13 protein-coding genes are annotated in these 12,442 nt (G+C 68.0%); 11 read left to right on the forward strand and 2 right to left on the reverse strand.

Annotation, left to right across the window (positions count from 1 at the left end):
• Window positions 1-11: 11 nt before the first annotated feature.
• The 3 genes from AC1DYD_RS24065 (at window position 12) to AC1DYD_RS24075 (ending at window position 2,468) form a co-directional block, all read left to right on the forward strand.
• Window positions 12-788, forward strand: a complete 777-nt coding sequence (locus AC1DYD_RS24065) for an enoyl-CoA hydratase (protein ID WP_478175271.1) — start codon at window positions 12-14, stop codon at window positions 786-788.
• 100 nt (window positions 789-888) lie between these two features.
• The gene (locus tag AC1DYD_RS24070; protein WP_478175305.1) at window positions 889-1,200 is read left to right on the forward strand and encodes an SWIB/MDM2 domain-containing protein; all 312 of its coding nucleotides are present in this window, start codon (window positions 889-891) and stop codon (window positions 1,198-1,200) included.
• 395 nt (window positions 1,201-1,595) lie between these two features.
• Entirely contained in the window at window positions 1,596-2,468 is an 873-nt protein-coding gene (locus AC1DYD_RS24075; protein WP_478175272.1) for an NAD(P)-dependent oxidoreductase, read from the forward strand.
• Here the strand turns inward: AC1DYD_RS24075 and AC1DYD_RS24080 are convergent.
• Window positions 2,458-3,432, reverse strand: coding sequence for a LysR family transcriptional regulator (locus tag AC1DYD_RS24080; RefSeq protein ID WP_478175273.1), 975 nt, complete (start codon window positions 3,430-3,432; stop codon window positions 2,458-2,460). The genes AC1DYD_RS24075 and AC1DYD_RS24080 overlap by 11 nt on opposite strands.
• Before the next feature lie 360 nt (window positions 3,433-3,792).
• Here AC1DYD_RS24080 and AC1DYD_RS24085 point away from each other — a divergent pair, with 360 nt between their 5' ends.
• The 8 genes from AC1DYD_RS24085 to AC1DYD_RS24120 all read left to right on the forward strand — a co-directional run bounded on the left by AC1DYD_RS24085 (window position 3,793) and on the right by AC1DYD_RS24120 (window position 11,352).
• Complete coding sequence (locus tag AC1DYD_RS24085; RefSeq protein ID WP_478175274.1) at window positions 3,793-4,716, forward strand: intradiol ring-cleavage dioxygenase; 924 nt, start codon at window positions 3,793-3,795, stop codon at window positions 4,714-4,716.
• On the forward strand, window positions 4,716-6,170 hold the full coding sequence (locus AC1DYD_RS24090; RefSeq protein ID WP_478175275.1) for an amidohydrolase family protein: 1,455 nt from the start codon (window positions 4,716-4,718) through the stop codon (window positions 6,168-6,170). Before AC1DYD_RS24085 ends, AC1DYD_RS24090 begins: the two co-directional genes overlap by 1 nt.
• Window positions 6,167-7,696: a sugar ABC transporter ATP-binding protein gene (locus tag AC1DYD_RS24095; RefSeq protein ID WP_478175276.1), complete on the forward strand. Its 1,530-nt coding sequence runs from the start codon at window positions 6,167-6,169 to the stop codon at window positions 7,694-7,696. The genes AC1DYD_RS24090 and AC1DYD_RS24095 overlap by 4 nt, the downstream gene beginning before the upstream one ends.
• Window positions 7,689-8,675 carry an ABC transporter permease gene (locus tag AC1DYD_RS24100; protein ID WP_478175277.1) on the forward strand — a complete coding sequence of 329 codons (987 nt, stop codon included), beginning with the start codon at window positions 7,689-7,691 and terminating at the stop codon, window positions 8,673-8,675. The genes AC1DYD_RS24095 and AC1DYD_RS24100 overlap by 8 nt, the downstream gene beginning before the upstream one ends.
• A gap of 8 nt (window positions 8,676-8,683) precedes the next feature.
• A complete protein-coding gene (locus AC1DYD_RS24105) occupies window positions 8,684-9,697 on the forward strand; it encodes an ABC transporter permease (RefSeq protein WP_478175278.1) in 1,014 nt (337 codons plus the stop codon).
• A complete protein-coding gene (locus AC1DYD_RS24110; RefSeq protein WP_478175279.1) occupies window positions 9,694-10,665 on the forward strand; it encodes a sugar ABC transporter substrate-binding protein in 972 nt (323 codons plus the stop codon). The genes AC1DYD_RS24105 and AC1DYD_RS24110 overlap by 4 nt, the downstream gene beginning before the upstream one ends.
• A 66-nt stretch (window positions 10,666-10,731) precedes the next feature.
• Entirely contained in the window at window positions 10,732-11,037 is a 306-nt protein-coding gene (locus tag AC1DYD_RS24115) for a YciI family protein (RefSeq protein WP_478175280.1), read from the forward strand.
• 9 nt (window positions 11,038-11,046) lie between these two features.
• Window positions 11,047-11,352: a Dabb family protein gene (locus AC1DYD_RS24120; protein ID WP_478175281.1), complete on the forward strand. Its 306-nt coding sequence runs from the start codon at window positions 11,047-11,049 to the stop codon at window positions 11,350-11,352.
• A gap of 103 nt (window positions 11,353-11,455) precedes the next feature.
• Here the strand turns inward: AC1DYD_RS24120 and AC1DYD_RS24125 are convergent, their stop codons facing one another.
• Entirely contained in the window at window positions 11,456-12,427 is a 972-nt protein-coding gene (locus AC1DYD_RS24125) for a LysR family transcriptional regulator (RefSeq protein ID WP_478175282.1), read from the reverse strand.
• Window positions 12,428-12,442: the final 15 nt, after the last annotated feature.

Below are 12,442 nucleotides of genomic sequence, written 5' to 3' on the forward strand. Positions count from 1 at the left end.
GCGAGCCTGCCATGCAAGACAGACCGATCCTGGTGGAGACGCGCGGCCGGGTGAGCCTCCTCACGCTGAACAGGCCGCGACAGATGAACGCGCTCGACGATGCGCTGATGGACGCGCTGGGCGCGGCGCTGCAGGCCTGCGATGCCGATGCGGACATCGGCGTCATCGTCATCACCGGCAATGACAAGGCCTTCGCCGCCGGGGCCGACATCGCGGCGATGGCGGACTGGAGCTACATGGATGTGTTCCAGAGCGACTTCATCACGCGCAACTGGGAAACCATCCGGCGCGTGCGCAAGCCGGTGATTGCGGCGGTGGCTGGCTTCGCCATGGGCGGAGGCTGCGAACTGGCGATGGCGTGCGACATGATCATCGCCGCCGAATCCGCCCGCTTCGCCTTGCCCGAGGTCAAGCTCGCCATGCTGCCCGGCGCCGGGGGCACCCAGCGCCTGCCGCGCGCCATCGGCAAGGCCAAGGCGATGGACATGTGCCTGTCGGGCCGCATGCTGGATGCGGCGGAAGCCGACCGCTGCGGCCTGGTCTCGCGGGTGGTGGCGGACGAGCGGCTGCTGGCCGAGACCCTCGATCTGGCGGCCCGCATTGCGGCCTTCTCGCTGCCGGCATTGATGGCGATCAAGGAGTCCGTGAACCGCGCCTGGGAGCTCCCGCTTTCGGAGGGCATCGGCTTCGAGCGGCGGCAACTCCATGCGCGTTTTGCCAGCGAGGATGCGCACGAAGGCATGCACGCCTTTCTGTCCAAGCGCAAGCCGGTGTTCAGGCACCGGTGAGAATCGGTTGTGTTCATGCGGGCCACTTTGAGGGAATCGCTTGGGGTCGCAGCTGCGACCCGGTACCATAGGCAGCTTTCAAGATCGACACAAAGAAGCAATGGCAACAGCAAAATCCGCACCCACCGCGACTGCAGCGCCCGCGAACAAAGCGCCGGCGAAGCGTGCGGCCAATCCGGCCTTCATGAAGGCCCTGACGCCGAGCGCCGAACTGGCCGCCGTGATCGGCGCCGCGCCGTTGGCGCGTACCGAGGTGGTGAAGCAGCTCTGGGTCTACATCAAGGCACACAATCTTCAGGATGCGACGAACAAGCGCAACGTGAACGCCGACGCCAAGCTCAAGCCTGTCTTCGGCAAGGACCAGGTGACGATGTTCGAGATTGCAGGGCTCATCGGCAAGCATCTGAGCTGACGCCAGGACGCGCCGAAGGCTCGAAATCCAGAGAGGATGAACTGAAGGCGCGGCGCCTCTCGGCCGGGTGTGTGAGCGGCGGAGATCGAGCGTCAACTCGACAACACCGTCGACACGATCGACCCCTCGCGCTTCATTGGCCCGGTTGACCGAACACGCCGCGGGCCGGAATCACAGGGCGAAGCACCCAGGGCGCCGTGTTGACCACGGGCGCAAGCGACTCACCCGTCCCACCCCGATGCTTCAGAAATGGAAAAGAGTTCTCCATTTCTGATCGCATCTGAGAAGTGCCACGCCGTCCTTGCTTGGGTACCATTTCAGCGTCGTCTAGCGCACGGCGTGCGCGCCCTCGCCGATGCACGCATGCTCGGAACACGCAAAACAAAGGACTCAACGTGAACATCGCAATGATCGGCGCCGGAAAGATGGGCCTGCCGATGGCCCGCCATCTCGTGGCCGCCGGCCACACCGTGTGGGTGTACGACCGCAGCGAGGCCGCGCAGGCCGGGGCCCGCCGTGCCGGTCTGGCCTTGAAGGATTCGCTGCAGGCCGCGGTGGCCGCGGCAGAGGTGGTGATCTCGTCACTGCCGCACGATGCCGCCTTTCTCGCAGTCGCTGACGAGGTCGTACAGCATGCAGGCGCGGGCACCGTCTACGTCGACACCAGCACCGTTTCACTGCAGGCCAGTGCCACGGCGGCGGCCGTCTGCGCTGCCAAGGGCATCGCGCACGTGCGCGCCGCCGTCTCGGGCAACAACAAGATGGCCGAGATGGCGCAGCTCACCGTGATGGCGTCGGGTCCGGCCGATGCCTATGCGCGCGTGAAGCCGCTGCTGCAGACCTTCGGCCCGACGCAGTTCTATGTCGGCGGCGAAGACCAGGCGCGGCTGATGAAGCTGATTGTCAACCTGATGATCGCCGCCACCAGCGGCATGCTGTCCGAAGCGCTGATCCTGGGAGAGAAGGGCGGGCTCGACTGGCGCCAGATGTGGGATGTGATCGGCGCTAGCGCGGTCGGTTCGCCCATCGTCAAGGCCAAGGCGGTGCAACTGCGCGAACGCGACTACACGCCGACCTTCACGGTCGACCAGATGCAGAAGGACGTGGGCCTGATCCTCGAAGCCGGTGCGCAGTTCCATGTGCCGCTGGCCCTCACCGCCAGCGTCGGCCAGATGCTGCATGCCGCCGTGGCGCAGGGCGACGCCGAACTCGACTACGCGGCCATCATCCGCGTCGCAGCACGCGGCGCGGGCATCGCTACTGCTTAGCGGCGGCGCCCGCGTCCGCCACGGGCGTACGCACTTCCATGGGCTGGTCGAAGCTGGTCCACTTGCGGTCGTAGTCCATCCGCTCGAAGTGCTCGACCAGGAAGTCGATGAAGGTGCGGACCTTCGCCGACATGTGACGCCGGTTCTGGAAGGCGATGTTGATGCTCAGCTGCGGCAGATCCCAGTCGTCCAGCACCGACACCAGCCGGCCCGCGACCAGGTCGTCATAGAGGATGTACTTGGGCTGCACCACGATGCCCATGCCGTCGAGCGCGGCGGTGCGCAGCACCTGGCCGTCGTTCGACTCCAGCAGCCCCTTGATCTTCACGCTCCTCGTGTCGTCGCCACGGCGGAAGGTGAGCTCGTTCGGGTTGTTGCTGTAGGTGTAGAGCAGCAGCGGCCGGTGCTCGAGTTCGTCCACGCTCAGGGGCATGCCGAAGGCATTGAGGTAACCGGGCGACGCGGCCAGGATGCGGCGCGTGGCCGCGAGCCGGCGGATCGTGATGTTCGATTCGTTCTCGTACTCGCGCGTGCGGATCGCCACGTCGATGTTGTTGTCGATCAGATCGTAGTAACGGTTGGCTGCCTCCACGTGCACCGTCACGTTCGGGTAGCGGTTGGTGTACTCGCGAAGCAGCGGCGAGATGTGATGGACCGAGAACGACAGCGACGCCGTGATGCGCAGCGTGCCGGTCGGGTTCAGCGTGGTGGCACTCGCCGCCGACTCCGCATCCTTCAGGTCGGCCAGCACGCTCTTGCAGCTGCGGTAGAAGTTCTCGCCCACCTCGGTCAGGGTCAGGCGCCGCGTACTGCGCTGGATCAGGCGCGCACCCAGCCGTTCCTCCAGCGCCGCCAGATGCCGGCTCGCAGCCGCGTTCGACAGACCCAGCGCCTCGGCAGCACGCGACATGCTGCCCAACTCGGCGGTCTGCACCAGTAGTTCCATCGCCGTCCAACGGTCCACTTCGTCTCCAGATCATTTGGCAGTCCCGCGGCTTCGTGCGATGCACGCTTCCGCTGGCTGCAACAGTCATTCCATTCCCGCAGCCGCTGTCTCGATGCAGCCGGATTCGCGCGGGGCGCCCCGCACACGACGGCAGCGCTTCTCAAAGAGGCCGCATGTTAGCCGCGTCGCCTCGATCATGCGGGGATGCCATTGCTCATTGCGAGCAATGGCCACCCCCCCCTTCGCAGAGCGGTGGCGCAACACAAGGGAAAACCCTTCCTTTTCCTTTCCGTGGAAATGACGTTTTCGCCAAGCCCACTTGGTGCGCAACGCAAGGATTTCTAAAGTTCGCACCAGCCACAGAACAAGGGGACTTCAATGCGAAATTTGAACGAAGACAACATCACGCGTGCGGTGATCGCGATGCACGCCGACGCCAAGGACGCACGCGTCCAGGCCATCATGACCAGCCTGGTGCAGCACCTCCATGCCTTCGCCCGCGAGGTCGAATTGACCGAAGAGGAGTGGTTCAAGGGCATCCAGTTCCTGACCGACGTGGGCCACATCACGACCGACGTGCGGCAGGAATTCATCCTGCTCTCGGACACGCTGGGCCTCTCGATGCTGGTGACTGCGCTCAACAACAAGAAGCCGCAGGGCTGCACCGAGGCCACCGTCTTCGGCCCCTTTCACGTCGAGGGCTCGCCGCACGTGCCGCTGGGCGGCGACGTCGCGAACGGCGCCGAGGGCGAGCCCTGCTTCGTGCGCGGCAGCATCGTCGGCACCGACGGCCAGCCCATTCCCAACGCCGAACTGCAGGTGTGGCAGGCCGATGCGGCCGGCAACTACGACGTGCAGTACGCCCGCGAGAACGGCGAGCACGAGCTCCGCGCGCGCGCCACGCTCAACGCCGACGCGAACGGTGACTTCCACTTCAAGACCATCCGCGCCGAGGCCTACCCGATCCCGCACGATGGCCCGGTCGGCAAGATGCTCGAGGCGCTGGGGCGCCACCCGTGGCGGCCCGCGCACCTGCATTTCATGATCACCGCGCCGGGCTTCGAGCGGCTCATCACGCACGTGTTCCGCAACGGCGACCGCTACCTGGACTCCGACGCGGTGTTCGGCGTGCGCTCCTCGCTGATCGCCGACTGGATCGAACACGCACCCGGCGCCACGCCCGACGGCGGCAGCAGCGCCGTGCCCTTCTACACGCTGGACTTCCGCTTCGTGCTGAACCCGGTCGCTGCGCCCGCTGCAGCGCGTGCCGCCGGTACCACCGCACGCGAGGCGTCGGCCTGATGTCCACGCCGATGCCTCTGCGCATGCGCACGCGCACGCGCATCGCAGGCGCCACGGTCGTGTCGATGGACGACACGCTGGGCGTGATCGAGAACGCCCGTATCGAGATCGTCGACGGCCGCATCGCATCGGTCGGCGCGCTGCACGATGCGCCGCCGGCCGATGCAGCCGACACCGTCATCGATGGCCGCGGCTTCATCGTGTTTCCCGGCCTGGTCAATGCGCACATGCACACCTGGCAGACCGCGTTGCGCGGCATGGCCAGCAACTGGACGCTGATGGAATATTTTCGCTGGATGCATGCGGGCCTGGGCACGCTGTTCACGCCCGAGGACGTCCGCATCGGAACCTATGCCGGCGCGCTCAACCAGTTGAATGCCGGCACCACCACGCTGGTCGACTGGTGCCACAACAACCCGACGCCCGCGCACACCGATGCGGCCGTCGATGCGCTGGCGCAGAGCGGCATTCGCGCAGCCTTCTTCCACGGCAGCCCCAAGCCCGACCCGCGCCCCGGCGAGCCGCCTTTCTGGGAGGTCGCGCACCCGCGCAGCGAGATCACGCGGCTGCAGGCTGACCCGCGTTTCGCGGCCGATGGCCTGCTGAGCCTGGGCATGGCGGTGTTGGGCCCGCACTACTCGACGCTCGAGGTCGCGGCGGCCGACTTCGCGCTGGCCCGCGAGCTGGGGCTGACCGCCTCGATGCACCAGGGCGGCGGCGCCGCGCGTGCACCCGAAGGCTGGACGGTGCTCGAGCGCGAAGGCCTGCTCGGCCCGAACATCAACATCGTGCACGGCAACGGCCTGAGCGATGCGCAGCTCGACCGCTTCGTCGCGCTGGGCATGAGCTTCTCGCTGACGCCCGAGAACGAGATGACGCAGGGCCACGGCCACCCGATCGTCGGGCGGCTGCGTGAACGCGGCGTGTCGCCCTCGATCGGCGTCGACCTCGAATCGGGCCTGTCGGGCGAGATGCTGACCGCCGCGCGCATCGCGCTCGTGCACCAGCGCGCGCTCGACAACGCGGCCTTCCGCGCCGCGGCTGCAGCCGACGGCCCCGTGATCCCGCCGACCACCACGCTGCAAACGTATGAAGCACTTCGCTGGGTCACTGTGGAAGGCGCCCGCATGCTGGGCCAGCAAGACCGCATCGGCTCGCTCACGCCCGGCAAGCAGGCCGACCTGATCCTCATCGATGCGCGGCTGCCCAACATGCAGCCGGTGCACGACCCGGTCAGCACCGTGCTGATGCAGGCCAGCCTCGCCAACATCGACTCGGTCATGGTCGCGGGCCGGTGGCGCAAGCGGCACGGCATGCTGGTCGACGACGCGGGCCGGCCGATGGACCCTGAGGCCTGGCTGCCCGCGCTGCGCGCATCGGGGCAGCGCCTGGCCGCCGGCGTGGGCTGGCAGCCGGCGCGCCCCACCTCTCACACAAGAACGGAGACTGCATGACCACCCCACACGATCCCGCGGCGCCGGCCACGCCGCGCGTCCCGATCCTGGAACTGCGCGGCATCAGCAAGCGCTTCACCGGCGTGCAGGCGCTGGACGACGTGTCCTTCGAGCTGCACTGCGGCGAAGTGCACATGTTGCTCGGCGAGAACGGCGCCGGCAAATCGACGCTCATGAAAGTGCTGTGCGGCGCGCACACCGCCGACGCGGGCGAATTCTTCTACCAGGGCGCACCGGTCGTGATCGGCGGCCCGGCCGATGCGCAGCGCCTGGGCATCGCGGTGATCTTCCAGGAGTTCACGCTGGTGCCCTATCTCAGCGTGGCGCAGAACATCTTCCTCGGCCGCGAGCCCAAGAGCCGGCTGCCCGGCCTGGTCGACCATGCGCGCATGCGGCGCGAGGCGCAGGCGATCATGGACCAGCTCGGCATGACGCTCGACCCCAACACCGTGGTCGCGACGCTGGGCGTGGCGCAGCAGCAGATGGTCGAGATCGCCAAGGCGCTGTCGCAGAAAGCGCGCATCGTGGTGCTCGACGAGCCCACGGCCGCGCTCTCGGACAACGAGACCGAGAAGCTGTTCGCGATGATCGAGACGCTCAAGCGCCAGGGCGTGGCGATGGTCTACATCAGCCACCGCATGGCCGAGGTCTTCTCGATGGGCGACCGCATCACCGTGCTGCGCGACGGCAAGAAGGTGGGCTTTCGCATGCCCGGCGAGACAGCGCCCGACGAGCTGGTGAGCCTGATGGTCGGCCGCAAGGTCGACATGTCGTACAGCCGCACCTACTGCACCGAGCCCGGCGAGATGGCGCTGCGCCTGCAGGGCGTGAGCGCGCGCTCGGGCATCCAGGACGTGAGCCTCAACGTGCGCGCCGGCGAGATCGTCGGGCTGGCCGGGCTGGTGGGCTCGGGCCGCACCGAGGTCGCGCGCGCCATCTTCGGCGCCGACGCGACCGCGTCCGGCAGCATCGAGATCTTCGGCCGGCCCCAGACCGGCGGCCCCACGCACGCACGCCGGCTCGGCGCCGCGCTGATCCCCGAAAGCCGCAAGGCGCAGGGCCTGGCGCTGATCCGCTCGGTGGGCGAGAACCTGGTGCTCGCGAGCCTGCCAAGGCTGTTCCCGAGCGGCCTGTTCTCGCCGTCGAAGGCGGCGGCTCAGGCACGCGAGCTGATCGCGCGGCTGCGCATCGCCACGCCCGGGCCGGACCGCCGCGTGGGCGTGCTCTCGGGCGGCAACCAGCAGAAGGTGGTGATCGGCAAGTGGCTCAGCGCCGAGGCGCGGCTCTTCATCTTCGACGAGCCCACGCGCGGCATCGACGTGGGCGCCAAGGCCGAGATCTTCAGCCTGATCGACGGGCTGGTGAAGAAGGGTGCGGCGGTGCTGATGATTTCCTCGGAGCTCTCCGAGATCGTCAACGTCTGCGACCGCACCTACGTGATGCGCGAAGGGCGCGTGGCCGGCGAACTCGCCCGCGACGCCATGAGCGAAGAAGCGATTCTGACATTGGGGATGCACCATGCATGAGATGACCGTGCGCGCCGAGCCCATCGAGGGCGTCGGCAAGCTGATCGCGCGGCTGAAGCACGCCGGCAGCGCCAGTGGCGCACTGATGATGCTGATCATCCTGTGCGCGGTCTTTGCGTTCTCGACCGAGAACTTCCTCGACGTGGCCAACCTGGTCAACGTCGCGGTGCAGTCGACCATCCTGCTGCTGCTCGCACTGCCGATGACGCTGATCATCATGACCGAGGGCCTGGACCTCTCGATGGGCGCGGTGCTGACGCTAGCCAACGTGGTGCTGGCCACGGTGGCGGTCAACGCCGGCGGAGTGAGCCTCGCGCTGCTGGCCGCACTGGGCGTGGGCCTGGCCTTCGGCTTGGTCAACGGCACGCTGGTCTCGCGCCTGGGCATCCCGCCCTTCGTCGCGACGCTGGGCACGCTGGGTGCGGCGCAGGGCCTGGCGCTGGTAGTGACCGACGGCCAGAGCGTTGTCGGCATCCCGGCCTCGGTGCAGATGTTCTACGGCGGCGCCTTCCTCGGTGTGCCCGCGCCCATCTGGATTGCCGGCATCGCCTACGCGGTGTTCCATGTGGTGCTGTATCACACGCGCTTCGGCGCCAACGTCTTCGCGCTCGGCGGCAACCGAGAGGCGCTGACGCTGGCCGGCGTGCGCACGCGCCTCTACCTGGTGGCGGTGTACGTCGTCGGCGGCCTCATGGCCGGCCTGGCGGCGCTGCTGCTGACGGCGCGCATCAGCTCGGGCCATCCCACCGCCGCGCTGGGCATGGAGTTCGACGCCATCGCCGCGGTCGCGGTCGGTGGCACCTCGTTCGAAAAGGGCAAGGGCTGGCTGCTCGGCACCCTGATCGGTGTGCTGGCGGTGGGGGTCCTGCGCAACGGGCTCAACCTGCTGGGCGTGAGCTCGGCGGTGCAGGTGTCGGCCATCGGCCTGCTCGTCATCCTCGCGTTGATGATCGACGCGTTCCGCGGGAAGCAATCGTGAGCACTGTGATGAAGACCCCCTCCCTTCCCTCGAACACCGCGGCTTCGGCACAGGGCGCGCAGGGCCTGCAAGGCCTGTGGCAATCGCTGCCGGATCCGGTGCGCAGCGTGGCCTTCCGGCTGCTGGCGCTCGGACTGCTCTGCCTGGCGCTGAGCCTCGCGAGCGACGCCTTCCTCACCACGACCAACATCGTCAACGTGCTGCGGCAGGCGGCGCTGCTGTTCCTGCTGGCCTCGGGCGTGACGCTGGTGATCCTCACCGCGGGTCTCGACCTCTCGGTGGGTGCGAACGTCGCAATGAGCGCCTGCCTGGCCGCGACGCTGATGAAGGCCACGGGCTCGATCACGCTGGCCGTGTTCGCCGGGCTCGGCTGCGGCCTGCTGATCGGCATCGCCAACGGCACGATGATCACGCTGCTGCGGCTTCCGCCCTTCATCGCGACCTACGGGATGCTCTGGATCCTGCACGGCGTGACCTACTGGTTCATGAAGGGCGAGACCATCCACGGCTTCCCCGCGGCCTTCCGCGCCGTCGGCAGCGGCCACTGGCTGGGCATCCCGATCCCGGTCTACCTGATGGTGGCCTTCCTGTTCGTCGGCGTGGCATTTGCACAGCGCACGCGCTGGGGCCAGGAGATCTACGCCGTGGGCGCCAACCCCGAGGCCGCGCGCCTCTCGGGCGTGCCGGTGAAGAGCCGCCTGGTGCTGGTCTACGCCGTGAGCGGCGCGATGGCCGGGCTCGCCAGCCTGATCTTCCTCGCACGGCTCAACTCGGCCGAAGGCGACATCGGCGAAGCACTCACCCTGCCGGCTATCGCGGCCGTGCTGATCGGCGGCACCTCGCTGTTCGGCGGCGTCGGCTCGGTCTTCGGCACGCTGGTCGGCGCGCTGATCCTGACCCTGGTGCTCAACGGGATGAACCTCTTGGCGATCAGCTCGAACTGGCAACCCGTGGTCACGGGCGTGATCGTCGTACTGGCGGTATTTCTCGACAACCTCACTCGCAAAGGAGACAGAAAATGAAGATAAAGGCAACCCACCGGCTCGCCCTGCTGGCCCTCGTCCTGGGCGGCGCCTCGCTGGCGCAGGCTCAGAGCGGTGAACGCATCGCGGTGTTCACCAAGAACCAGACCAACCCCTTCTTCCAGGCCGTGCGCCTGGGCGCCGACTCGGCCGCCAAGCAGCTCAATGCGAAGGTCACGCATTACGTGCCGACCAAACCCGACAGCATCCCCGAGCAGATGAGCCAGGTCGAGGACGTGATCGTCAAGAAGCCCGACGCGATCGTGTTCACGCCGGTCGACTACAAGGCCATGGGCCCGGCCGTCGGCAAGATCAACGCGGCCAAGATCCCCGTCGTCAACGTGACCGACCGCAGCGAGACCGGCAACTTCATCGCCTTCGTTGGCGCCAGTGACTACCAGCTGGGGTTGGAGACCGGCAAGTACCTGATCAAGGCCATGGGAGGCACGGGCAACCTCGTGGTGCTCGAAGGCGTGAAGGGCTCGCTCACCAGCATCGACCGCGTGCGCGGCTTCAACGACGCCGTCAAGGCCTCGCCGGGCGTCAAGGTGGTGGCCTCGCAGCCGGGCAACTACCAGCGCCTGCAGGCGCTGCAGGTGATGGAGAACCTGATGCAGTCGCAGCCCAAGATCGACGGCGTGTTCGCCGCCAACGACGCCATGGCCTCGGGCGTGATCGAGGCGCTCGACGGCGCGGGCCGCAAGGCGCTGGTGGTGGGCATCAACGGCACCAACGAAGCCATCGACGCGATCAAGGCCGGCAAGATGCTCGCATCGGGCGATTACAACGGCTTCCTGCAGGGCTGCGTGTCGACCATGACCACCATCCGCGAACTGCGCAAGCTGCCGGTCGAGAAGGACGTGGTCTTCCCTGCGACCGTGATCGCCAAGGACAACGTGGCGCAGTACGAGACGCCCGTCGAGTCACGCACTTGCCCCAAGTGGGAAGACGCCATCGCCAAGAAGTGAGCCCGCGGCGCGCGGCCCGCTGCGGCGAGCCGTGCGCCCTTCATCCATCCTCTTCGGAGCACTCCCGTGATTTTCGTTTTCCATCTCCTGGACCGTGCCGATGCCGGCGAACTGCGCCTGCGCGTGCGGCCCGAGCACAAGGCCTACCTCGCCGCGGTGGCCGACCGCATCGCCTTCGCCGGCCCGCTGACCAGCGACGACGGCCAGACCATGATCGGCAGCCTGCTGGCCATCGACTTCTCCGACCGCGCCGCAGCCGAGCGCTGGCAGGCCGACGAGCCCTTCACGCGAGCCGGCGTCTACCAGAGCGCCTCGGTGCGGCCCTTCGTGAACCTGTGGCCGCAGAAGGCCGGCTTCCCACCCGCGGCCTGAGTCCGACCCATGACCTTCAAGCACATCGTCATGTGGAACCTGCGCGGCGACTCCGCCGAGGAGAAGGCCCGCGCCATCCACCTGGTCCGAGGCAAGTTCGAGGGCCTGCGCGGCCAGATCCCGGGGCTGCTGCACCTGGAAGTCGGCGTCGACCTGAGCCATGCCGACTACGCCTGCGACCTCGTGCTGTACAGCGAGTTCGACAGCCAGGAATCACTCGCCTCTTACGCCACGCACCCCGCGCACCTGCGCGTGCGCGAGGAGATCGGCGACCTGCGCATCGCGCGGCACCAGGTCGACTACGCGGCGCACTGAGGCGCGCCCCTTTTCCCTCCCGATCGCGCGGCCGTCGGCTGCGCGGTGTTCTTTGATCCCGGCCGGCACGCTGATTCTCTCTGGCGGCATCACCGAAGGTCGCTCAAACGACGCCCTTCTTCGCTCCCGTCGCCAGCGATGCGACCGACGGAACGATCCAGCGCGGTTCATTGAGCACCCGCTGCATGCGCTCGCGCAGCCATTGATGCGCGGGGTCGGCGCCCTGACGCGGGTGCCAGGCCATGCGCATGGTCTCGGACGGCACGGAGACCGGCAACTCGAACACCTGCAGTCCGAGCGAGGCCGCCATCCCGCGCGCCGTGCGCTCGGACACGCTGGCCACGAGGTCCGTGCGCGAGGCGGCGATCAGCGCAGAGAAGGAACTGGGCACGAGCAGCGCCACGTGCCGTTCGAGCCCGAGTTGCTCCAGGGCTGTGTCGACTGCGGAGACTTCGCCCGAACGCGGCGTGACGCCGACATGGCGCGCGGCGGCAAAGCGTTGCGCCGTCATGGGGTTCTTCTTCTTGCCCGGCTTCAGCAACGGGTGACCGGTGCGAACCGCTCCCACCAGCGTCTGCTGCGACAGCACCTGGGTCTCGGTCTCGGGGTCGGTGCTCCGGAAGCTGCCGACGTCGAGGTCGAGCCGCCCTTCGCGCAAGGCGCCGGGGTCGACGTGCGTTTCAGGCAGGAACTGCAAGGTGGCCAGCGGCATGTCGATCTCCAGTGCGCGCGACAGGCTGGCCCCGAACACCACCGCGATCCCCTCGGGTGCCCGAACGACGAAGCGCCGTTTGACCGCCGCCAGGCCTTGCGCATCGACCGGTGCGCGCAGCGCCTGCGCCTGGGCCAGCAGCGCGCGCACCGGCTCCACCAGTGCCAGCGCGCGCGGCGTGGGCACGAGCTTGCGGCCCGCCCGTACCAGGATCGGGTCGCCGAAGGCTTCGCGGATGCGCGCCAGGGTGTGGCTCATGGCGGGCGTGCTCAKGTGCATGCGCGTGGCGGCGGCCGTCACGCTGCCGGTGCCGAGGAGGGCGTCGAGCGCGGTCAGCAGATTGAGGTCGTATGTTTTCGTCACGCGAAATCATATGTT

This window comes from Variovorax sp. P4_B11 (assembly GCF_056402355.1).

What these genes read in the sequence shown, in the direction of transcription:
- AC1DYD_RS24065 (WP_478175271.1), top strand. Translation starts at nt 12, where the DNA reads ATGCAAGACAGACCGATCCTGGTGGAGACGCGCGGCCGGGTGAGCCTC.
- AC1DYD_RS24105 (WP_478175278.1), top strand. Translation starts at nt 8,684, where the DNA reads ATGAAGACCCCCTCCCTTCCCTCGAACACCGCGGCTTCGGCACAGGGC.
- AC1DYD_RS24095 (WP_478175276.1), top strand. Translation starts at nt 6,167, where the DNA reads ATGACCACCCCACACGATCCCGCGGCGCCGGCCACGCCGCGCGTCCCG.
- AC1DYD_RS24110 (WP_478175279.1), top strand. Translation starts at nt 9,694, where the DNA reads ATGAAGATAAAGGCAACCCACCGGCTCGCCCTGCTGGCCCTCGTCCTG.
- AC1DYD_RS24100 (WP_478175277.1), top strand. Translation starts at nt 7,689, where the DNA reads ATGCATGAGATGACCGTGCGCGCCGAGCCCATCGAGGGCGTCGGCAAG.
- AC1DYD_RS24120 (WP_478175281.1), top strand. Translation starts at nt 11,047, where the DNA reads ATGACCTTCAAGCACATCGTCATGTGGAACCTGCGCGGCGACTCCGCC.
- AC1DYD_RS24085 (WP_478175274.1), top strand. Translation starts at nt 3,793, where the DNA reads ATGCGAAATTTGAACGAAGACAACATCACGCGTGCGGTGATCGCGATG.
- AC1DYD_RS24090 (WP_478175275.1), top strand. Translation starts at nt 4,716, where the DNA reads ATGTCCACGCCGATGCCTCTGCGCATGCGCACGCGCACGCGCATCGCA.
- AC1DYD_RS24070 (WP_478175305.1), top strand. Translation starts at nt 889, where the DNA reads ATGGCAACAGCAAAATCCGCACCCACCGCGACTGCAGCGCCCGCGAAC.